This is a genomic window from Luteolibacter sp. Y139, assembly GCF_038066715.1.
Lineage (GTDB): Bacteria > Verrucomicrobiota > Verrucomicrobiia > Verrucomicrobiales > Akkermansiaceae > Haloferula > Haloferula soli.
The window spans coordinates 371,206-390,993 of record NZ_JBBUKT010000006.1 but is presented as its reverse complement, the minus strand read 5'-3'; the positions used below and the strand labels follow the sequence as shown (position 1 = coordinate 390,993).

Here is a 19,788-nt window from a genome sequence, read left to right as displayed (position 1 = left end):
GTCCGCACTCTCCGAGTGCGGACGAAGCCACCCTTGCAGTCTTCGGAGACCTTCCGGCCCATCACCGAGGCGTCCTACCGCACGTTTCGCCCGTCAAAATTTTCTCGCCAACCCCGCCCAAACCGGTGTTCATACGACCATGGATCTACGGATCACCGATCTCCCCCTCGATGAACGCCCCCGCGAGAAGCTCGCCCGCTTCGGAGCCGGGGCCTTGGACAATGCCGAGCTGCTGGCGATTTTCCTGCGCACCGGCATCAAAGGCCGCAGCGCCATCCAGATCGGCCGCGACCTGCTGGAGCACTACGGTTCCATCGGCTCGCTCGGCAGCGCAGGCGTCGAGGAGCTATCCCGCCAAACCGGCCTCGGCCTGGCCAAGGCCTGCCAACTCGTCGCCGCCTTCGAACTCGGAGCCCGCGCCGCTCGCGAGCAAACGGCCCAGCAGCCCCTCGACTCACCCGACATCATCTACAAGACCTTCGCCCCACGGCTCGCATGGATCCGCCACGAGCAATTGCTGGTTGCTCTCGTCGATACCCGGCTGCGTCACACCAGCACCGTGGAAATCAGCACCGGCACCCTGAATGAAACCTCCGCTCATCCGCGAGAGGTGCTCCGCCCCGTAATCACCCGTGGTGCCTACGGCTTCGTCCTCCTTCACAACCACCCCTCAGGCGATCCGACGCCAAGTCGAGCCGACGACCGCTTTACGCGCCGGTTGATCGAGTCGGCCGATCTGCTCCAGCTCGTGTTCCTCGACCACGTCATCATCGGCCGGCCGGAAGGCGGGCGGCTCCCTTACTTCTCCTTCCGGGAAGCCGGGATCATAAGCAGGTAGCGGTAATCCACGCCTTCCCCTGCACACGCAAAAAGGCAGCCCGCAGGCTGCCTTCTTAAAACTGGAAATTCCGCTGCGGGAATTACTTCACGCCCTGCTTGGAAAGGCGGGTGCCCTTGGTCGCGCCTTGGCGGGCCTTGAACTTCGGGTTGCTCTTGCAGATGACGTAGAGCGTGCCCTTGCGCTTCACGACCTGGCAATCGGCGTGGCGGCGCTTGGCGGAAGAGAGCGAGGAAAGAACTTTCATGGGAAAATCGCGCGTTAGGTTCGGTGCGGGCCGCGGAATCTAGGGAGCGAGTCAGGCATGTAAAGCCGATTCTCGCGCAAAAATACCGATTTCTTTTAGCTTTCCTAACTTTTCTCTCATCCCTTCCCCGATTGCCTGCCAACAAGCCTCCCGGCAAGGATTCCACTTCCCCGCCCCAAGGCAAGCGGCTAACAAGGCCGCTCCATGAGCGATCTTGCCGCCCGCATCCCTGAAGACATCAAATCCGCCATGAAGGCGAAGGACGCCGTGAGCCTGAATGCTCTCCGCGCCCTCAAGACCGCGATGAGCAATGCCTCCATCGAAAAGGGCCACCTGACCGCGCCGCTCGACGACGCCGAGGTCGCCGCCCTGATCCGCAAGCAGATCAAGCAGCGTCAGGATTCCTTCGAGCAATTTTCCAACGCCGGCCGCGAGGAACTCGCCGCGACCGAGAAGGCCGAAATCGCCGTGCTGGAGAAATACCTGCCGAAAGCCATGACCGCCGAAGAGATCGCCGCGCTGGTGGATGCCGTGGTGACCGAAACCGGCGCCGCCTCGAAGGCCGACATGGGCAAGGTCATGAAGCTCTCCCAGGAACGCGCCGCCGGTCGTGCCGATGGCAAGACCCTCTCACAGGAAGTCGCCAAACGCCTTTCCTGACACCATGGGCTGCGCCGCCGTCATCGTGGCCTCCGGCACCAGCCGGCGGATGGGTTTCGACAAGCTGGCCGCGGAGATCCACGGCAGGTCCGTGCTAGCCCACACCGTCGACGCCTTCATGCGCGCCAGCGGCATCTCACGGGTGGTCTTGGTCTGCCCCGAAGAACGCTTCCGCCTGCTGGAAGACGAAGTCTACACGAAGCCGATCGACCGCGTCGACGGAGGTGAGCACCGCCAGGACTCGGTGGCCAATGGCCTGGCCATCCTTGGGGCGGAAGACATGCTCGTCGCCGTCCACGATGGTGCCCGCCCGCTGGTGCGGCCGGAAGCCATCGACGAATGCATCGAGGCGGCACGGAAATTTGGGGCTGCCACCCTGGCGCACGCAGTGGCGGACACCTTGAAGAAGGCGGACGCCGAGGGATTTTCCCGCTACCCGGTGGATCGCACCAATCTGTGGGCCATGGAGACGCCGCAGATCTTCCGCACTTCCCTCCTGCGCCGCGCCTACGCTGGCATTCTCGAGCGCCAGACGATCGTGACGGATGAAGTCTCGGTGGTGGAAGCCATGGGGATCTCGACGAAGCTGGTCGTCTCCGCGTTTCCCAATCCCAAGATCACGGTGCCCGCCGATATTGCGCTGGCGACTGCCCTGCTGATGCAAGGAACCGAGGTCGACGACCTGAAGTAACATGAGCCGTGCGCGCTATGAAATGGTGGAGATGCCCGGCGGCTTTCGTTTGGCCGTCGCAACCTTGCCGGAATCCGAGTGCGCAGCGCTTTCCATCCACGTGCCGGCCGGCAGCCGCGATGATCCTGCGAAGCAGAGCGGCCTCGCTCACTTCGTCGAGCACATGGTCTTCAAGGGCACCGCTCGCCGCGACGCGCGAGCGATCAGCCTCGAAACCGAAGACGTGGGTGCTTCGCTCAATGCCTGCACGACCGAAGACGAAGTAACCTACGAGGCCCGCGGCGAAGCGGAAACGCTGCCGCTGCTGGCGGACATGCTCTCTGATCTCGTCTGGCACCCCGCCTTTCCCGAAGCGGAGATCAAACTGGAACGCGAGGTCATCGGCGAGGAAATCGTGATGTATCGCGAGAGCCCGTCCGATCACATCGGCGACCTGATCTCCGCAGCACTGTGGTCCCCTCATCCGCTCGGCGAACCCATCGCCGGAACGGAGAAGAGCATCACGAAGATCGACAAGAAGGCCTTGGCCGCCTTCCGCGACCTTCACCACTTCCGCAAGGATGTGGTCATCGCAGTCGCCGGACCATTCAGCGTGGACGAGGCACGCGAGCGCCTGCTGCCGCACCTGCCCACGTCACGTTCATTGCCCTCAATCAATGAGCTCGATCCCTCAACCCTTACCGCACCACGTCACCTCAAGGAAACGCGTGACACCGAGCAACTTCAGCTCGCACTCGCCTTCCGTACCTTGGGACGGCGCGATCCACGCCGCCATGCGCTTCGGCTGTTAGGGATGATCCTCGGTGAAAGCGCGAGCTCGCGGCTCTTCCAGGAACTGCGCGAGAAGCGTGGCCTCTGCTATCAGATTTCCTGCGACGTGAATCTCTTCGCCGAAGCCGGCTCGCTGGAGATTCACGCCGGACTCGCACCCGACTCGCGGGAAGAGTCGCTGGAGTGCATCTTCCGCGAGATCGAAGACCTCCGGAAAAACGGCCCGCGAGCCGATGAACTCGCCCGCGCCAAACGCCTCGCCGTCAGCCAGACAAAAATGGCCATGGAAAGCACCGCCGCCCACGCCTCATGGGTCGGCGATTGCCTGCTGCAATATGACCGCCTCGTGACACCGGAAGAAATGCGCCGCGAGTGGGAGCTGGTCACTGCGGATGAAATCCGCGAAATCGCCGCCGAGATGCTGGTCGAGTCCCGTCAGGCGCTCGCCGAGATCCTTCCCGATTGAGGATACGGCACGGAGACAAGCTGCCGGGTTGCGCCCGCCGCGAGTGCCGCTAGCTTCGCCGATCATGCGCCTCACCGTTCTCGTCGCGTCACTCGCCACCGTCACCTTCGCCCACGCCAAGCCCGGCGTGGAAACCGTCGCCACCGGCTTCGAGCGCCCGCTCTGGGTCGGCGCACCATCGCACGTAAAGGACCGCCTGTGGGTGATCGAGCAAGTCGGCCGCATTTGGATCATCGACGCGAAGACCGGCCAGAAGCAGCCGGAGCCGTTTCTCGACATCTCCTCGCAGGTTCGCCGCAAGGGGAATGAAGAAGGCCTCCTCGGGCTCGCCTTCGCACCGGACTTCGAGAAAAGCGGCCGCTTCTGCGTGAACTTCGTCGACCGCGACCAAAACACCCGCATCTCCCGCTTCGTCGCAAAAGGACCGGACTTCAAGTCAGCCGATCCGGACAGCCAAGCCGTCCTGCTTTCCTTCAAGCAACCCTTCGACAATCACAATGGGGGCTGGATCGCCTACGGACCGGATCAAATGCTTTACGTGGGCACCGGTGATGGCGGCGCCGGTGACGATCCCCACGACAACGGCCAAAATCTGAACACCTACCTTGGCAAGATCCTGCGCATCGATACCTCACCCGAGGACAGCTATCAGGTTCCTAAGGACAACCCGTTCGTGGGCCAGAAAGACGCGAAGCCGGAAATCTGGGCCTACGGCATGCGAAACCCGTGGCGCTGCTCATTCGACCGCCAGACCGGCGATTTCTGGATCGGCGATGTCGGCCAAAACCACTGGGAAGAAATCGATTACCTGCCCAAGGGTAAAGGCGCGGGCTCCAACTTCGGCTGGCGTCTTCGCGAAGCCGACAAGAAGAATCCCAACGACAAGATCGGCGGACCAGCCCCGAAGAACGACGTGGAGCCGGTCTACAGCTACGCCCATGGAAATAAGTCAGACGAAGGATTTTCCGTGACTGGCGGCTACGTCTACCGCGGTCCCGTCAAGGAATTGCAAGGCCGCTACATCTTCGCAGACTACCAGAGCCGCCGCGTCTGGTCCTTCGTCCTCAAGGGCGACAAGGCTACCGATTTCAAGGATTACACCGACGACTTCCAGCCGGAAGGCGGCAAGCTCGGAATGATCACCTCGTTCGGCGAGGATCCCTCCGGAAACCTCTACATCGTCGATCAAAGCGGGCCGATCCTGCGAATCGTGGACAAGTGATCGGTCGGTGAGGGCGGGAGAATCTCGTTGTCGCGCCGCCACAGATGCACATGGTGGAGGATGGCCGTGAACCCCGGCGCCGAGAGATCGCGCCGGTTCGTCACGGGCCCGCAAACCCATCCACGCCATGTCCAGGCTTCTACCGCTTGTCTGTCTCGCTGCCGTTTCACCCATCCTCCTCGCCGCACCTCAGGTCAATCTCGACCTTCCCGAACGCTGCCGCCTGCTCACCCGGCAGTATTTCGATCTCCGGGTGGAAGCCCGTGGTCTTACGGATACCAGCGCCACGCTGGTGCTGCGTGATGAGCTGGGAAACGACATCGGCTCGCAATTCGGCACGGCCGATGAAGCAACCACTGACAACGATTCGCTCCCCGGCGACATCGACAAGGCCTGGGTCTTCCGCGCCAGGAGTTTTCCGGTCGAGGGAGTGAAGACCATCGTCGCCGAAGTCCACGACGCAAGCGGGACGGGCAGCGACACTCGCAAGATCGGCGTGCAGCGCTTCAAGGCGCGCCCCGGCAACAAGAAGAACATCATCCTCTTCATCGGCGATGCCATGGGCGAGAGCTATCGCGATGCCGGGCGCATCGTCTCGCGCAGTACCGGCGGAAGATTTCGCGGCGGATTCTTTGACCAGCTGTTAGAAATGGATCGCATGCCCTACCTTGGCATGGTGCTCACTCACTCGCACAACGCACTGGTGCCGGACTCGGCCAATACCGCGAGCGCCTGGTCCTCTGGCAACAAGACCGTGAACGGCGCGCTCAACGTCTTCCCCGACAACAACGATTGGCGCGGAACCTCCGAAGCCCTGCTCGACAACCCTCGTTTTGAAACACTCTGGAGCTACCTACGCCGGCTCCATGGCTACAAGACCGGAATCGTCACGACCGTCCAAGTCACCGACGCCACACCGGCAGCAGAAGGATCCTATACGATCTCCCGCGGACAGTGGCAGGACATCGCCCGCCAATTCGTCGACGGCACGTTCAACAGTGGCCCAGCATTCGATGTCATCCTCGGCGGCGGCAAGACCCAGTTCGATGCCCGTGCCGACAACCGGAATCTGATTCAGGAACTGGTCTCGCTCGGTTACGTCCACGTCGCCGATCGCAGTGGCTTGAATGCGCTCGCCCAGCCACCCGACAAGCTGATCGGCCTGTTTCACAGCGACGCGATGACAGTCGCCTATGACAAGCTCGGCTACCTTCGCCCCGCTGACGAGTCGTCCACCGCCACGCCGACATTCCCCGACCAACCCTTCCTCGAGGAAATGACCGCCAAGGCGATCGCCTCGCTATCGAAAAACGACTCCCCGTTTATCCTCATGGTGGAAGGCGGCTCGGTGGACAAGCAATCGCATGGCAACCAGGCCGCCGGCACCATCTGGGACGTCATCGAACTCGACCGGGCGATCGGCGTGAGCCGGGCCTTCGCGAAGGCCAATCCGAAACGTCCCACGCTCGTGCTGGCCACCGCGGATCACAATCAATCAATGCAAGTGCTCGGCGTGGTCGACGGCGACGCCCCCGGAGCCACCGAAAACGTGCGCGCCGAGTCCGGCTATGCAGGTCTTACCGGAGGTGCCTCTGGCTTCCCCGACTACGAAACCGACTCCACCACCGGCTATCCCCGGAATGACAACCGCTATCGAATGGCCGTCGGCTTCCGCACGCACGACCACACCGCCAGTCCCGTCCCCATCTCCGCGGAAGGACCCGGCGCGAGCCTGTTCACCGGCATCTGGGATCAGACCGACCTCTTCTTCAAAATGGCCCGCGTTCTCGACAGCGACACCACCAAGCTGGACCGATTGGAGAAGGAAAGACAGCGCTTGCAGATCGTCGATCAGAACTACGATAGAGAATGAGCTACACTTGACGATCTCGTCGCCAACCAGAGATCGGCGATTCCAGGCAAGATCGCAACATGATCGATTCTGTTTCTTCAATCAACGCAGTCCGGTCACTCCAAGCCCGCCATCCCGGCGGGCTTCTTCGTGTTTGCCATTCAGGACTGTGCTTTGATGCCACCTCAGCACGCGGCACGAGCTTTCCATTGCGCGATCTAACAGAAGTCCGGATCGAGGCACGCACGTCGGTGTTACGAATTGGTTGAATGGCATGCCGGACGTCGATGGCGACATTGCCATATGACGGTCTCGTTTCGACACGATGTTGGCAATCAGCCGCTGGGATTTCGCAATCCTACGCTACCCGTCCGGGAGCATATCCGGGGATCGGGCCCCTCGCCTCCACTACGCGATCCACCTCCTATGAAAACCAACCTGCTATTCTCACTCGCCATCCTGGCACTCGCCCCCGCCGCTTCGGCCGCATCGCTCTATGGCGTCACCACGGACAATCACCTCGTCCAGTTCGATAGCGCCACGCCAGCGGTCTTCACCTCCTCGTTTGCCGTGAGCGGCCTTGTAGGTTCCGATGGTGTCACCTCCGACCCCTTCGCGACGCTCGTCAATATCACCTACAATCCCAGCACGGGTGTCCTCTACGGCATCGATAGTAATGCCAACTTCTACAGCGTCGCCTCCAACGGTGCCGCGAACCTCGTCTCCCATTCTCTCTCGCCCGCTGGCTTCAGCGGTGGCCTTGCCTACGATCCTTTCTCAGGATCCCTCTCCTTCCTCACCGACGCCTCGGAAAACTTCTCCCTGAACATGGCGGGGGCCGTGACCTCCAATCCCAGCCTCTTCTACGGTTCCGGCGATGCCCACGAAGGCTCGGCCCCGAACATCTTCGGCCTTGGGATCGACGGCGACTTCGGCTCCGCCTTCATGCTCGATAGCGCCACCAATTCCCTGGTGCGCAGCTTCAGCCCGGATCTCGCTGAACTCTTCACCGTCGGATCGCTCGGCTTCGACGTCACTTCATTCGGCGGCCTCGTCGTTGACTTCAATGGCAACCTCTTCGCCTCGCTTTCGACCGATGGCCTGACCTCCACGCTCTACTCGATCGACTCCCTCACCGGTGCCGCCACTCCAGTGGGCGCATTCGGTAGCGGCACCGGCATCAGCAGCATGGCCGTGCCAGAGCCATCCTCCGCCTTGCTCGGTGCCTTCGGCGCTCTCGCCCTGCTGCGCCGCCGTCGTTCCAACGCCTGAAAAAACTCTCCCCACTCCCTACTCCACAACACCATGAAATCCACCTCCATCACGCTTGTCGGCCTGGCGCTGGCGTCCTCTCTCCACGCCCAGGGCGTGAAGACCACCGAAGGCGCTTACCTCCTCGGCACCGCCTCCTCTGACTTCAACTTCGAGCCGATCGTCACCGTCGGTGACCGCTTGCCGCTCACCGCTGGCACCGCTCCGGCCGGCGCCACGGACTTCGCCTTCTGCGGCATCCCGGATGCCATGGGCCTCTATAAGGACACGGTCACCGGCCAGAATATCCTCTTCTGCTCCCACGAGTTGACCGATGCCAACCTCTCCCGTCCGTTCCCGGGCGTGACCCGCTACAAAGGTGCATGGATCTCCCGCTTCGTGCTGAGCAACGACGGCGGCATCGTCAGCGGCACCGTCGCCCACAAGGACCTCTACCTTGAGAATACCTTCCAGGCGGCGCGCCCGCCACAGGAAGGCGACACCTCCGCCTTCACCCGCTTCTGCTCGGGCTCCTTCGCCGGCCCTGAACACGGCTTCGATCGCCCCGTCTTCTTCGCCAACGAAGAGTCCACCAGCGGCATGTATGATGCCCAGGGACCACAGACCGTGGTGGTCGCCGATGGCAAGATGTACACCGTGCCGGACCTCGGCCGCGTGACCCGTGAAACGACCATCGTGCAGCCCCGCCGTGACGCGCTCACCGTCATCGTCTCCACCGAAGACGGCCCGACCCCGCAGAACAACGTCTGCTCCTACGTCTACATGTATGTCGGCAACAAGGAGCGCCGCTCCACCAGCGTGCTCGACAAGAATGGCCTCACCAACGGCAAGGTCTACGTGCTCGCCGGTGCCGCCGCCCAGCATAACGAAGGCAGCTTCACCAGCGGCAGCCTTCCGATCAAGTGGGTGGAAATCCCGAATGCCGCCACGCTCACCTCCGGCCAGCTCTCGGTCGCCGCGGACAATGTCGGTGGCTTCGGATTTGTCCGCGTGGAAGACGCCGAGTTCGACCCGACCCAGCCGACCCGCAGCATGTTCTTCTCCACCACCGGTGGCAGCGGCCCGAACCCGCTCGGCCGTCTCTATGAGGTGACCTTCAATCCGACCAATCCGCTGGCCAACGGCACCCTCAGCGTCATCTACAACTCGGCGAACATTGTCACCCCAGGCGGCACCTACACCGGCACCCCGGGCAAGCTCGTGGCCGCCAACGGCGCCACCGGCACGCTCGGCACCTACACCGGTGGCATCATCGCCAACGGCACCGACTTCCCGGTCAGCATCGACAACATCGCCATCTCGAAGGACTTCATCGTCATCTGCGAGGACCGCAATGCCCCGGCTGACGCCGTCTTCGCCCGTTATGGCCGCAATGGCGGCACCTGGACTCTCGACCGCCACAACAACTACGCGGCCAAGCTCCAGTGTACCTTCAACTACCCGGTGACCTTCGCCCGCGATAGCGGCGTGGCTCCGACCTACTCGACCCAGAACACCGCCGGCCTCTGGGAAACCTCCGGCGTGATCAACACCGAGTCCGTCTTCGGTCCCGGCACCTTCCTGATCAACGTTCAGGGTCACCTCCAGAGCAATCCGGCCGGCATGCGTGCCAACTGCCCGGATGGTCTCGGCGGCGTGCTGACCAAGGCGCAGGCGGTTGCCTCCTACGTCGAAGACGGCCAGGTGCTGCTCATGCATCCGAAGCCTTGATCCCTGAGCTTCGTCTCCAGCCTCATTGACAATGACCGGCCGGGCTTGTTCCCGGCCGGTCTTCCCCGTTCTCGGGACCCCCATGCCTCGCATCAAGCTACAAGCCGCCTTTCTCTGGGCAGAAGCCTTGCTCCTCGCCGTCTTGGCCGCGTCGCAAGGACTGCCTTGGCTCTTCCCCCTCGCCGGAGCGCTTGCGCTTCTAGCTGCGCTCGCGAGCGGTCGCCTCGCATGGTTCGGCCTGCTTGCCGCGCTCTCCGCTTCCGGCGCTTGGTTCTTCCTTTCTAACAGGACACAGGCTTGGTCCGTCCTTCCTGTCGTTTTCCCGGTGGTCGCATTGATCGCCGGCACCCTCTGCGCCTTCCTCGGCATCCTCGCCTCGCTCCACAAGGACAAGACCTCGCCACTGCAGGGCATGCTGGGCAGGTTCGCGGTGGCACTGCATTTTCTAACAGCTGGAATCCTCTTCGCCGCCTCCTACTTGCCGGCGGCGGTCCAGTTGGTTCTTGGCTGGGGCTTCTGCGGCCTCGTCACCATCCTGGCAGCAGACACCTTCGTAAAACTCGTCTCCCGGCTCTACACGCCGCGCCGCCATTGGGAGACCTTGCTGCCACCCGGCGCCTTCTTTTTCTTTCGCTGGATGGGCAAGGAGGGCCGCGCCTGTTTCCCGGCCCCGCGCACGGATGAGGATGCCTTCTCGTTGAAGCTTCCCGAAATGTGGATGTGGCCCGCGTTGCGCCGCCAGTTGCTTCCCCTCCTTCTCTCTGCACTTCTTCTTTCTTGGCTCGGCACCTGTTTCCATGAAGTCGGTGCCGCTCAGAGCGGAGTGCGCCAAACCGCCGGCGCGTGGGATGAAACATCGCTCGATCCCGGCTTCCATCTTTCCCTCCCATGGCCGCTCGGCACCGTGCATCGCGTCGATACCGGCAAGCTCCACGAGACCGTCCTCGGCTTCCGCTCCGATCCCGGCCAGCCCATCCTCTGGGAGCGCGCCCACTACGAGGGCGAGGAAATGTCGCTCGTCGGCGGCGGCGATGACCTGCTCTCGATCTCCGTGCCCATCCACTACCGCATCGCCGATGCCGCGGCTTATCTCCGCGGTGCCGCCGATCCGGAGAGACTCGTCCGCGACATCGGCAATCGTATCCTGCTTGATCTAACAGTCCGGCGTGGTGCCGCGGAAGTAATGACCACCGCGCGCGAGGACATCCGCCGCGACTTCCAGCAACAGCTTCAGGAAGCGCTGGACCACGACCGCGCCGGCATCCGCATTGAGGAAATCTGCCTGCGCGATGTCCATCCGCCGGTTCAGGTCGCCCCCTCGTATCAGGAAGTGCTGGCCGCCATGGAAGAGCGGGAAGCCTTTATCCACGATGGCGAAAGTTATCGCCGCGACTTTTCCACCCGCGCCCGCGGCGAGTCCTATCAGATCGTCGTCGATGCCGAGTCCGCCGCCTCGAGCCGGCTCGACCGCGCCAAGGGCGAAACCACGCGCTTCACGCTGCGCCGCGATGCCTGGGCAGCATCCCGCCCGCTCTTTGAATTGCGCGAGGGCTTCCGGGTCTTCGACGACACCCTGGCCAATACCAAGAAGGCGATCTTCGACGACCGCATTCGCTCCTCGATGTCCACCCAGCTCGATCTCCGCAAGGTGCTGAACCCGGATCTCGTCGATACCGCCCCCGTCGCGCCGGAGACCCTGGTGCCACGCCCCTCCAAATCGCGCGATGCCTTCGACCTCGACATCGAGGGCTTCCTTCGCACCGACCGCGGCCAGATCCCCGCACCCGTCTCCATGCCGGATGACAATGACTACCTCTTCAAACCCGAAGCCTCCCCGCAGAAGAAATGAGTGAAGAATCCTGCAAACGCCGCACCGCCACCCTGCGCCTCGGCCTGATCCTCACGGTAGGCCTCGCCGTCCTGGCCTCCGCCTGCGGCTTCATCGTCAGCGAGACGGAGAGCGCGCTGGTCCTGCGCTTCGGCAAGCCGGTGCGCACCTTGGACAAGTCCGGCTTCTACCTGCGCCTCCCCGCGCCGATCGAGCGCGTCGTCCGCATCGACCGCCGCCTCCAGCATGCCGATATCCGCCTCAGCGAAACCCTCACCAAGGACCAGCGCAACGTCATCGTGCCCGTCTTCTTCACTTGGAAAGTCGCCGATCCTCTACGCTTCCACGTCTCGGTCTCCGACACCGCGAACGCTAGCGGCAAACTCGATGCCTTGGTGACCTCCGCGCGCAATACCGTGCTCGGCCGTCATCCCTTCGGCGATCTCGTCGCCGCGGAAGGTCGCCTTTCACTGCTTCAGGACCTGGAGAAGGAAATGCTCGCCCTCGCCGCAAACGATGCACGCGAGACCATGGGCATCGAGTTGCTCTCCACCGGTATCACCCAGATCCAGCTTCCCGAGGCGAACACCGAATCCGTCTTCCGCCGCATGCGCGCCGAGCGCAAGCGCGAGGCCACTCAATTCCGTGCCGAGGGCCGCGCCAAGGCCGCCGAGATGAAAGCGGAGACCGACAAGCAAGCCAGCGGCATGATCGCCGGAGCCAAGCGCCAGGCCGAGGAGATCCGAGGCAAGGCCGAAGCCGAAGCCGCCGCGGTCTATGCCAAGGCCCACGGCGAGGCCCCTGAATTCTATCGCTTTCTCCGCGAGCTGCAGAGCCTGCGCACCGTCGTCGACAAGAACACCACCGTGGTGCTGGACACCAGCGTGGCCCCCTTCCACTGGCTGAAGGAAAGCGATGCCCATCCGCCTTCGCTCCAGCCCGTGCCGTCGCCTGCGCCTTCGCAGCCGGTGGCGCCACCAGTGCCCGCTCCCGCGCTCACCGAGCACCAGCCGGTTTCATCTCAGCCTGCACCGCAACTGCCCGCGCAGCTTCCTGAAGCCACCACACTGCCGGCGACACCCGTCACGCTCGACCAATGAAGAAGCACTCGCTCAGGTCGGAAGGTCGCGCGGTCGAAGCGTTGCTGATCCTGCTCAAGCACCTCACCGCCCATGCGCGCTGGGTCTTCGCGATCCTGCTGCTGCTCTACGCACTCTCCGGCATCCGCACCATCCAGCCGCAGGAGCAGGCGCTTCTCCTCCGCTTCGGCCGCCTCCAACCACAGGTCCACGGCCCCGGCTTGCTCGTCGGTCTGCCCGAGCCATTCGACAAGGTCCTGCGCTTCGAGACCGGCAAGGATCTCGCCTTGCCCTTGGACCGTTGGAAAATGGACAGCGCCAAGATCCAGGATCCCGACAAGGCGGTTCAATTCACCGATGCCCAGATGGCGGAGAAAATGAAGACCACCGCCGTCGGTGGGGCCGTCTACAGCGAATACGATGACGTGAAGGGCAGGTCACTCGATCCCGTCACCCGTGGCTACTCGCTCAGCTCGGACTTCAATGTGGTGCAGGGCAGCTTCGTCCTGCGCTACCGCATCGCCGAGCCTTTCCGCTACGCCTCCGCCGGCGAGGGCATTGGGACTCTGTTAGAAAAGCTCGGCTATCGCGCGATCACCCGCCAGCTCGCGGACCGCAAGATCGATGCCAGCCTCACGTCCGACCGCCGCGACCTCGCCTCCGCCGCGGCGCGGGAAGTGCAGGACGAGGCCACCCGCCTGCAACTCGGCGTTGTCATCTCCGGCATCGATATCCGCGAACTCTCGCCCCCTTCGCAGGTGCTAGCCGCCTTCGAGGACGTGACCAACGCCAAGCAATTCGCCAAGACCCTCTTCGAAAACGCCCGCCAGTATGAATCGACCACGCTCTCTCAAAGCGAAGGCGAGGCCGCTTCGATCCGCCATCGCGCCGAAGGCCATGCCTCCGGCTTGCTCGCCGACGCAGAGGGCGAGTCCTCCGCCTTCACTGCTCTATTAGTCAACTACCGCCAGCAGCCGGAACTCGTCTCCGGCCGGCTGCTTCAAGAGACCCTGGACACCGTGATGGGACGCATCCGCTCCCGCACCCTCTTGCCCGCAGATCAAGCCCGGCCCTCCCTCATCCTCGAACCGTCGCCGGAGTATGGACACTGAAGATTCCCCTTACGCTCTCGATCCCGGCACCCGCAAGCGCCTGCGCCTGCTTTTCGTTGCCAGCATGCTGCTGATTGCCTCCGCAGTGACCGGCTGGCTGCGTCCGGACCAGGAAGGCTTGAGCGGCGCCTTCGCCCTCGCCGGCTCCCTCATCGTCGCGATCCCCATCGTCTCCGGCATGATCACCGCGATCCGCTCGACGGGATTCGCCGCCACGCAATTCTACATGGACCAGTACGTGGTCCTCGCCCTCGCCGCCTGCCTCGCCACCGGCAAGTATCTCACCGGCGGCATCGTCGCCATCGTGCTGGTCTTCGGCCAGATGCTGGAGGAGCGCACCACCGTCGGCGTGGAAATGGCCTTGGCGAAGCTCCGCCAACTTTCCCGCATCCGCGCCCGCCGGAAAAGGAATGGTGCCGAGCAAGAAGTGGAAGCGTCCGAACTCGTGCCCGGCGATGAGATCGTGGTCCGTCCCGGCGAGGCCATCCCTGCCGACGCCCGCGTCCTCACCGGCACTGCCCTCATTGATCAATCCCGTATCACCGGCGAGTCCGTGCCGGTCGAGGTCGGCCCCGGCTCGGAGATCTTCGCGGGCACCGCGAATCTCAATGGAGCCATCGAGGCCCGCGTGACCGGTGCCGGCAGCGATACCGTGATGGGCCGCGTCCAATCGATCATCGAGGAAGCGAAGGAGTCCGAAGCGCCGATCATCTCGCTCGCGGAAGACTACGCCCGTTATTACACGCCGCTGATCCTGCTGATCGCCGCTTCCGTCTTCCTCTTCACGCAGGACGTGAGCCGCGCCATCGCCGTGCTGGTCGTCTCCATCCCCTGCGCCTTCGTGCTCGCCAGTCCCTCGGCCATGGTCTCCGCCATCGCCGCAGGTTCCCGCATGGGGCTTTTGATCAAGAGCGTCCGCCATCTCGAATCCGCTCGCATGGTCGACACCGTGGTCTTCGACAAGACCGGCACTCTCACCCAAGGCAAGCTCGAGCTTGAGGACACCCTGGTCCACACGGAGGACTTCGATACCGCCTCCTCCCTGCACATCGCGGCCGCGATCGAGGGCAAGTCAAACCACCCCGTCGCCCGCGCGATCTCGAATGCCGTCGCCACCGCGGACCATCCCGAAGTCGGCGATTTCACCGAGCACTCCGGCCTCGGCTTGGAAGGCCGCGTCGAGGGCCGCCGCGTGCTCGTTGGCCGCCCTTCGTTCCTGGAGAAATCCGGCGTCACCCTCGCGATCCACCCGCCCGACTTCACCCGCCAATCGCTCGTGCTGCTCGCCGTCGATGGCAAGCACGTCGCCACCTTCCTGCTCGCCGACCGCATTCGTCCGGAAGCCCGCGAAGCCCTTGCTCGCCTCCGCTCGCTTGGCATCGCCGACTTCGTGATGCTCACCGGCGACCGCACCGAAGTCGCTGCCCACATCTCCGCTCACACCGGCATCGACCGCTTCCAAGCAAACTGCCTGCCGGAGGACAAGCTCGCCTTCATCCGGCTACTCCGCGCCGAAGGCCGCAAAGTGATGGTCGTCGGCGATGGACTCAATGACGCCCCAGCCCTGGCGGAAGGTGATCTCGGCGTGGCCATGGGCGCCCTCGGCAATGACGTCACCGTCCACACCTCGGATGTCGCGCTGATGTCCGGCGACCTGCGCCGCCTGCCGGACCTGCTGCTGCTCTCCGCCAAGACGGTCGGCATCATCAATCAGAACCTGCTCTGCGGTTTCGTCTTCATCATCATCGCGATCACCCTCTCCACGCTCGGCTTCGTCAATCCGATCGCCGCCGCCTTCTTCCACGAGTTCAGCGCCTTCTTCGTGATCTTCAACAGCGCCCGCCTGCTGCGCTTCGATGGCATGGAGTGCATCTCGGAAGAGATTACTGAAGAACTGCCCGCCACGGGCGAAGCCCCCGCTCCCGCATGAACCGCGCCCTCGTCGCCACCTGTCTGGGCGCAGGCATCGCGGCGGCGCTCGCGATTGCTTTCCTCACGCAGCCCGGAACGGAAACCGGAGTGCGCCCCTCACCCTTGCCTCTCCCAACCAAATCAGCGCGCCTGCCATCACGCGAATCCCCCTTCTGGGAAGCCGCACGGGTGGCGTCGCCCGCAAAACCCCGCGAACCCTCTGTCATCGATCCGGCAAGCCTCGGAATCTCACCTGTCACCGTCCCCATCGATCACGCCCGGCAGGTCTCGGACCTCTTGAAGCGCGGCGACACCAAGGAACTCCAGGATGCACTACCCGCCTGGTTCGAAGCGCACCCGGCAGCCGCGGCCGATTGGCTGGAGCACCAAGCCAGTCTCGCTGACTACCAGCCCGCACTCGCCCGCATCTCCGGCCAAATCGCGGAAGCCGGCGATCCGCGTCACGCCCTCGAATGGGCCGCGACACTCGAGCCCGGCCCCCTGCAGGAACAAACCCTCTTCGATATCTACGCCCTAGCCCGTCGAGGCGGCGTGATCGGTGAGGACGAGATCCGCGCCGCTCCTCTTCCTCCCGACCGCATCCAGAACCTCGTCTCCGGTGCTCCCGGCTACTAACCCACCCCGCCATGAATTCCCTCCCGGATTCCTCCTTCACCCGTCGCACCTGGGTGAAGCGCTTCGTCCTTGGCAGCGCCACCGCCCTCCTCGGCCCGCAGTGGGCCGGCACCGTGCTCGCCGAACAGTCCTCGGGCCCCGCCGTCCTCCGCCTGAAGATCTCCGACTACCCGCCGCTCGCCGAGCCGCTCGGTTCCATCCAACTCGTCTTCATCGACTACCTGAAGCCCTTCACGTTGAACCGCGTCGACGCCACCACCTTTGTCACGCTCGACTCCAAGTGCACCCACCAGGGCTGCACCGTCGGCCGTTACGCGGTGGTCGATGGCGTGGCGCGCATGCGCTGCCCCTGCCATGGCTCCCGCTATGACATCGAGGGCAAGGTCTTCCGCGACAGCAACGGCCAATCCACCGAGCCGGCACAGAATGACATCGCACGGTTTCCTACCACCTTCGACGCCACGAGCGGCATCGTCTCAATCTCCATCCCGGACCTTGCCCTCAGTGTCCGCTCGATCTCGATGCAGACCCGCGACCAGAACGGCAATCTGCGCCTCAAGCTTCAATTCCCAGTGACCGGCTACGCAAAATACGAGATCCGCCATGCCGAAAAACCCGATGGCCCATTCACGGTGATACCCTTCTCGCTCACCCCAGCCGGCCCGGCAAATGCCACCGAGCTATTCCCCGAATTAGACGGAACCGTGTCCGCCTACGTCGACGCTACCGGTCCCAAGGGCTTCTATGCGGTGGCCCTGAAGCTGATTCCCTTCTGATCCCGATTTTCAGTCAGATCACCGCGGTAATTTCGGAAACTTGACCTAAAATTCGCCGATTTTCACCAACCAAGGAAAAGCGATCGCTCAATTTAGGCAGAAAATCGCAATTTTCAGATTGCCCAAGGCAAACTTCCGGCTTACTTCCGTCCCGGAACCCCATTTTGCCATGAGCAAGGAGAAACTAGACGGCGCGCAAGCCCTCATCAAAACGCTCGATGACCTCGGTATCGAGTACATTTTCGGCTACTCCGGTGGAGCAGCCATTCCGATCTTCGACGCACTCGAGACGGTCAAGACGAAGATGAAGTTCATTCTCGTCCGCCACGAGCAGGGCGCTGTCCACATGGCTGATGGCTATGCCCGCGCCACCGGCAAGCCCGCCGCGGTCCTCGTGACCTCCGGCCCCGGTGCCGGCAATACGGTGACCGGCCTGATGACCGCGATGATGGACTCCGTGCCCATGATCGTGCTCTGCGGCCAGACCGTGACCTGGATGCTCGGGAAGGACGCCTTCCAGGAGGCCGATATCTTCGGCATCACGATGCCGGTGGTGAAGCACAACTATCTCTGCAAGGACACCAACTCGCTGCCGCGGATCGCCCGCGAGGCGTATCACATCGCCACCACCGGCCGTCCCGGCCCGGTGCTGATCGATATCCCGAAGGACATTTCCTCCGGCGCCTTCACCGGCCCGATGAATCCGCCCTTCAACCTGCCCGGCTACGACGTGAGCGCTTCCTTCAAGATCGACCGCGACAAGGTGAAGGAAGCCGCCGCGCTGATCGCCAAGGCCAAGCGCCCGGTGATCCTCGCCGGCCAAGGTGCCATGATCGCCCGCGCTGACAAGGAGCTCCGCCACTTCGCCGAAACCATCGGCGCACCGGTGACCTCCACCCTGCTCGGCAAGGGCGTGTTCCCGGAAACTCATCCGCTTTCGCTCGGCATGCTCGGCATGCACGGCACCGCCTACGCCAACAAGGCGATGATCGAGTGCGACCTGCTGATCAATATCGGCTCGCGCTTCGACGACCGCATCATCGGCAATCCTGCCAAGTTCTGTAAGGACGCGAAGATCATCCACATCGACATCGACCCGGCCGAAGCCAACAAGATGATCCAGCCTGACGTGATGATCGTCGGCGACGCCAAGGCCGCGCTGGCCGAGATCAACGAGAAGGTCGGCAAGCTCGAAACCGGCGAGTGGCTCGCCAAGCTCGACGGCTACAAGAAGAAGTTCCCGCTCAACTACAAGAAGCAAGGCGGCCTCCGCATGCAGCAGGTGATCGATGAACTCTGCGAACTCACCCAAGGCAAGGCCATCGTCTCCACCGACGTGGGCCAGCACCAGATGTGGGCCGCACAGTTCTACAAGAACAGCGAGAGCTTCCATTGGCTCTCCTCCGGCGGTGCCGGCACCATGGGCTTCGGCTTCCCCGCCGCCATCGGCGCTCAGCTCGCCCATCCGGAAAAGACCGTGATTTCCATCTCCGGCGACGGCGGCTTCCAGATGACCCTGTTCGAACTCTCCACCGCCGCCATCCACAAGCTGCCGATCAAGATCGTGGTGCTGAACAACCACTACCTCGGCATGGTGCGCCAGTGGCAGGAACTGTTCTTCGAAAACCGCGAGAGCGGTGTGGACCTCGTCGGCAACCCCGACTTCTGCAAGCTCGCCGCGGCCTACGGCATCCCGAGCGTTTTCATCAAGCGCCCGGCTGACGTCACCAAGCAGCTCGAAAAGGCCCTCGCCTACAATGACGGCCCCATCCTCATCCACGCCGAGTGCGTGAAGACCGACAACGTGTTCCCGATGATCCCGGCCGGCGCCGCCCTCGAGGACATGATCACCGAACCGCCGAAGACCCAGATGGCCAAGCCCGTGGGTTCGACGTGACGTCGAAGTTTGCGAGTTTCCAGTGTTCAGTTTTCAGGACCTCCTGGCTGAACACTGACCCTCGCATCGGCTGTTCCTGAAAACTGAAAACTTCTCACTGAAAACTTTCTTTCCGATGTCCCAAACCATCGTCACTACCGAAGAACCCGGCACCGGTTTCATCCCGCGCCGTGGGGCCATCCACACGCTGTCCATTCTCGTGAATAACGAGCCGGGCGTCCTGATGCGGATCTGCCAGGTCTTCTCCCGTCGCGGCTTCAATATCGACTCCCTCGTCGTCTCCGAAGGCCGCAACGCGAACTTCTCGCGGATGACCATCGGCATCAGCGGCGACCCACAGGGCCTCGATCAGATCATCAAGCAGGTCTCCAAGCTCATCGACGTCATCCACTGCTTCGAGCACACCTCGGCGGACTCGGTGACCAAGGAGATGATCCTGATCAAGATCAAGTGCTCCCCGGAAGATCGCTCGCAGGCCCTCCAGATCACCGAGCACTTCGGCGGCAAAACCGTCGATCTCACCCCGGCCTCGATGATCGTCATGATCACCGGCGACAGCCTGAAAATCGATGCCGCCGTCGGCATGTTCTCGCAGTTCGACATCATCGAGACCGTCCGCACCGGCAAGGTCGTGATGGCCCGCGGCGAGCAGGCGACCTGAAATCGCCCCGGCCCTCATTGCGTAAAATTGCAGAATGCCTCCCGCCATCCCGGCGGGAGGCATTTTTTGTTGGTTCATTCATGTGACGCGTTCGACCCAATGAACGGTTTTCCTTCCCCTGTGGCATTGGGGCTGCTCTCCTAGACGGGATTTTTCAGG

At 63.3% G+C, this 19,788-nt stretch carries 17 protein-coding genes; 16 read left to right on the top strand and 1 reads right to left on the bottom strand.

Annotated elements, in window-relative coordinates; all coding sequences use genetic code 11:
* The first annotated feature begins 139 nt into the window (after positions 1-139).
* Positions 140-838 (top strand): RadC family protein, encoded by a 699-nt coding sequence (radC, locus tag WKV53_RS17150; RefSeq protein WP_341406001.1) that lies wholly within the window; start codon positions 140-142, stop codon positions 836-838.
* Between the two features lie 82 nt (positions 839-920).
* Here radC and ykgO read toward each other — a convergent pair whose 3' ends face one another.
* The gene (gene ykgO / locus WKV53_RS17145; protein WP_264485342.1) at positions 921-1,085 is read right to left on the bottom strand and encodes a type B 50S ribosomal protein L36; all 165 of its coding nucleotides are present in this window, start codon (positions 1,083-1,085) and stop codon (positions 921-923) included.
* A gap of 204 nt (positions 1,086-1,289) precedes the next feature.
* Here ykgO and WKV53_RS17140 point away from each other — a divergent pair, with 204 nt between their 5' ends.
* The 15 genes from WKV53_RS17140 (at position 1,290) to ilvN (ending at position 19,629) form a co-directional block, all read left to right on the top strand.
* Entirely contained in the window at positions 1,290-1,745 is a 456-nt protein-coding gene (locus WKV53_RS17140; RefSeq protein WP_341406000.1) for a GatB/YqeY domain-containing protein, read from the top strand.
* Positions 1,746-1,749: 4 nt separating this feature from the next.
* Positions 1,750-2,436, top strand: coding sequence for a 2-C-methyl-D-erythritol 4-phosphate cytidylyltransferase (ispD, locus tag WKV53_RS17135; protein WP_341405999.1), 687 nt, complete (start codon positions 1,750-1,752; stop codon positions 2,434-2,436).
* A gap of 1 nt (position 2,437) precedes the next feature.
* A complete protein-coding gene (locus tag WKV53_RS17130) occupies positions 2,438-3,673 on the top strand; it encodes a M16 family metallopeptidase (RefSeq protein ID WP_341405998.1) in 1,236 nt (411 codons plus the stop codon).
* Between the two features lie 64 nt (positions 3,674-3,737).
* Complete coding sequence (locus WKV53_RS17125; protein WP_341405997.1) at positions 3,738-4,895, top strand: PQQ-dependent sugar dehydrogenase; 1,158 nt, start codon at positions 3,738-3,740, stop codon at positions 4,893-4,895.
* A gap of 127 nt (positions 4,896-5,022) precedes the next feature.
* Positions 5,023-6,768: an alkaline phosphatase gene (locus WKV53_RS17120; RefSeq protein WP_341405996.1), complete on the top strand. Its 1,746-nt coding sequence runs from the start codon at positions 5,023-5,025 to the stop codon at positions 6,766-6,768.
* A 405-nt stretch (positions 6,769-7,173) separates the two neighbouring features.
* Entirely contained in the window at positions 7,174-8,019 is an 846-nt protein-coding gene (locus WKV53_RS17115) for a DUF4394 domain-containing protein (protein ID WP_341405995.1), read from the top strand.
* A gap of 33 nt (positions 8,020-8,052) precedes the next feature.
* Positions 8,053-9,729 (top strand): PhoX family protein, encoded by a 1,677-nt coding sequence (locus WKV53_RS17110; RefSeq protein WP_341405994.1) that lies wholly within the window; start codon positions 8,053-8,055, stop codon positions 9,727-9,729.
* Between the two features lie 82 nt (positions 9,730-9,811).
* A complete protein-coding gene (gene hflK, locus WKV53_RS17105; protein ID WP_341405993.1) occupies positions 9,812-11,578 on the top strand; it encodes a protease modulator HflK in 1,767 nt (588 codons plus the stop codon).
* Positions 11,575-12,657 carry a protease modulator HflC gene (gene hflC / locus WKV53_RS17100; protein WP_341405992.1) on the top strand — a complete coding sequence of 361 codons (1,083 nt, stop codon included), beginning with the start codon at positions 11,575-11,577 and terminating at the stop codon, positions 12,655-12,657. Before hflK (WKV53_RS17105) ends, hflC begins: the two co-directional genes overlap by 4 nt.
* The gene (gene hflK / locus WKV53_RS17095; protein ID WP_341405991.1) at positions 12,654-13,748 is read left to right on the top strand and encodes a protease modulator HflK; all 1,095 of its coding nucleotides are present in this window, start codon (positions 12,654-12,656) and stop codon (positions 13,746-13,748) included. The genes hflC and hflK (WKV53_RS17095) overlap by 4 nt, the downstream gene beginning before the upstream one ends.
* Positions 13,738-15,678, top strand: a complete 1,941-nt coding sequence (locus WKV53_RS17090; RefSeq protein WP_341405990.1) for a heavy metal translocating P-type ATPase — start codon at positions 13,738-13,740, stop codon at positions 15,676-15,678. Before hflK (WKV53_RS17095) ends, WKV53_RS17090 begins: the two co-directional genes overlap by 11 nt.
* Entirely contained in the window at positions 15,675-16,295 is a 621-nt protein-coding gene (locus WKV53_RS17085) for a hypothetical protein (RefSeq protein ID WP_341405989.1), read from the top strand. Before WKV53_RS17090 ends, WKV53_RS17085 begins: the two co-directional genes overlap by 4 nt.
* 11 nt (positions 16,296-16,306) lie before the next feature.
* Positions 16,307-17,071, top strand: coding sequence for a Rieske (2Fe-2S) protein (locus WKV53_RS17080; protein WP_341405988.1), 765 nt, complete (start codon positions 16,307-16,309; stop codon positions 17,069-17,071).
* Between the two features lie 169 nt (positions 17,072-17,240).
* Entirely contained in the window at positions 17,241-18,968 is a 1,728-nt protein-coding gene (gene ilvB, locus WKV53_RS17075) for a biosynthetic-type acetolactate synthase large subunit (protein ID WP_341405987.1), read from the top strand.
* Positions 18,969-19,083: 115 nt separating this feature from the next.
* Complete coding sequence (gene ilvN, locus WKV53_RS17070; RefSeq protein ID WP_341405986.1) at positions 19,084-19,629, top strand: acetolactate synthase small subunit; 546 nt, start codon at positions 19,084-19,086, stop codon at positions 19,627-19,629.
* Positions 19,630-19,788 lie beyond the last annotated feature (159 nt).

Excerpts from the sequence above, each read along its gene's own strand:
- WKV53_RS17080 (WP_341405988.1), top strand. The coding sequence starts at position 16,307 with ATGAATTCCCTCCCGGATTCCTCCTTCACCCGTCGCACCTGGGTGAAG.
- WKV53_RS17110 (WP_341405994.1), top strand. The coding sequence starts at position 8,053 with ATGAAATCCACCTCCATCACGCTTGTCGGCCTGGCGCTGGCGTCCTCT.
- radC (WP_341406001.1), top strand. The coding sequence starts at position 140 with ATGGATCTACGGATCACCGATCTCCCCCTCGATGAACGCCCCCGCGAG.
- WKV53_RS17125 (WP_341405997.1), top strand. The coding sequence starts at position 3,738 with ATGCGCCTCACCGTTCTCGTCGCGTCACTCGCCACCGTCACCTTCGCC.
- hflK (WP_341405991.1), top strand. The coding sequence starts at position 12,654 with ATGAAGAAGCACTCGCTCAGGTCGGAAGGTCGCGCGGTCGAAGCGTTG.
- hflC (WP_341405992.1), top strand. The coding sequence starts at position 11,575 with ATGAGTGAAGAATCCTGCAAACGCCGCACCGCCACCCTGCGCCTCGGC.
- ilvN (WP_341405986.1), top strand. The coding sequence starts at position 19,084 with ATGTCCCAAACCATCGTCACTACCGAAGAACCCGGCACCGGTTTCATC.
- ykgO (WP_264485342.1), bottom strand. The coding sequence starts at position 1,085 with ATGAAAGTTCTTTCCTCGCTCTCTTCCGCCAAGCGCCGCCACGCCGAT.
- ispD (WP_341405999.1), top strand. The coding sequence starts at position 1,750 with ATGGGCTGCGCCGCCGTCATCGTGGCCTCCGGCACCAGCCGGCGGATG.
- WKV53_RS17120 (WP_341405996.1), top strand. The coding sequence starts at position 5,023 with ATGTCCAGGCTTCTACCGCTTGTCTGTCTCGCTGCCGTTTCACCCATC.
- WKV53_RS17115 (WP_341405995.1), top strand. The coding sequence starts at position 7,174 with ATGAAAACCAACCTGCTATTCTCACTCGCCATCCTGGCACTCGCCCCC.
- WKV53_RS17130 (WP_341405998.1), top strand. The coding sequence starts at position 2,438 with ATGAGCCGTGCGCGCTATGAAATGGTGGAGATGCCCGGCGGCTTTCGT.
- WKV53_RS17085 (WP_341405989.1), top strand. The coding sequence starts at position 15,675 with ATGAACCGCGCCCTCGTCGCCACCTGTCTGGGCGCAGGCATCGCGGCG.
- WKV53_RS17140 (WP_341406000.1), top strand. The coding sequence starts at position 1,290 with ATGAGCGATCTTGCCGCCCGCATCCCTGAAGACATCAAATCCGCCATG.
- WKV53_RS17090 (WP_341405990.1), top strand. The coding sequence starts at position 13,738 with ATGGACACTGAAGATTCCCCTTACGCTCTCGATCCCGGCACCCGCAAG.
- ilvB (WP_341405987.1), top strand. The coding sequence starts at position 17,241 with ATGAGCAAGGAGAAACTAGACGGCGCGCAAGCCCTCATCAAAACGCTC.
- hflK (WP_341405993.1), top strand. The coding sequence starts at position 9,812 with ATGCCTCGCATCAAGCTACAAGCCGCCTTTCTCTGGGCAGAAGCCTTG.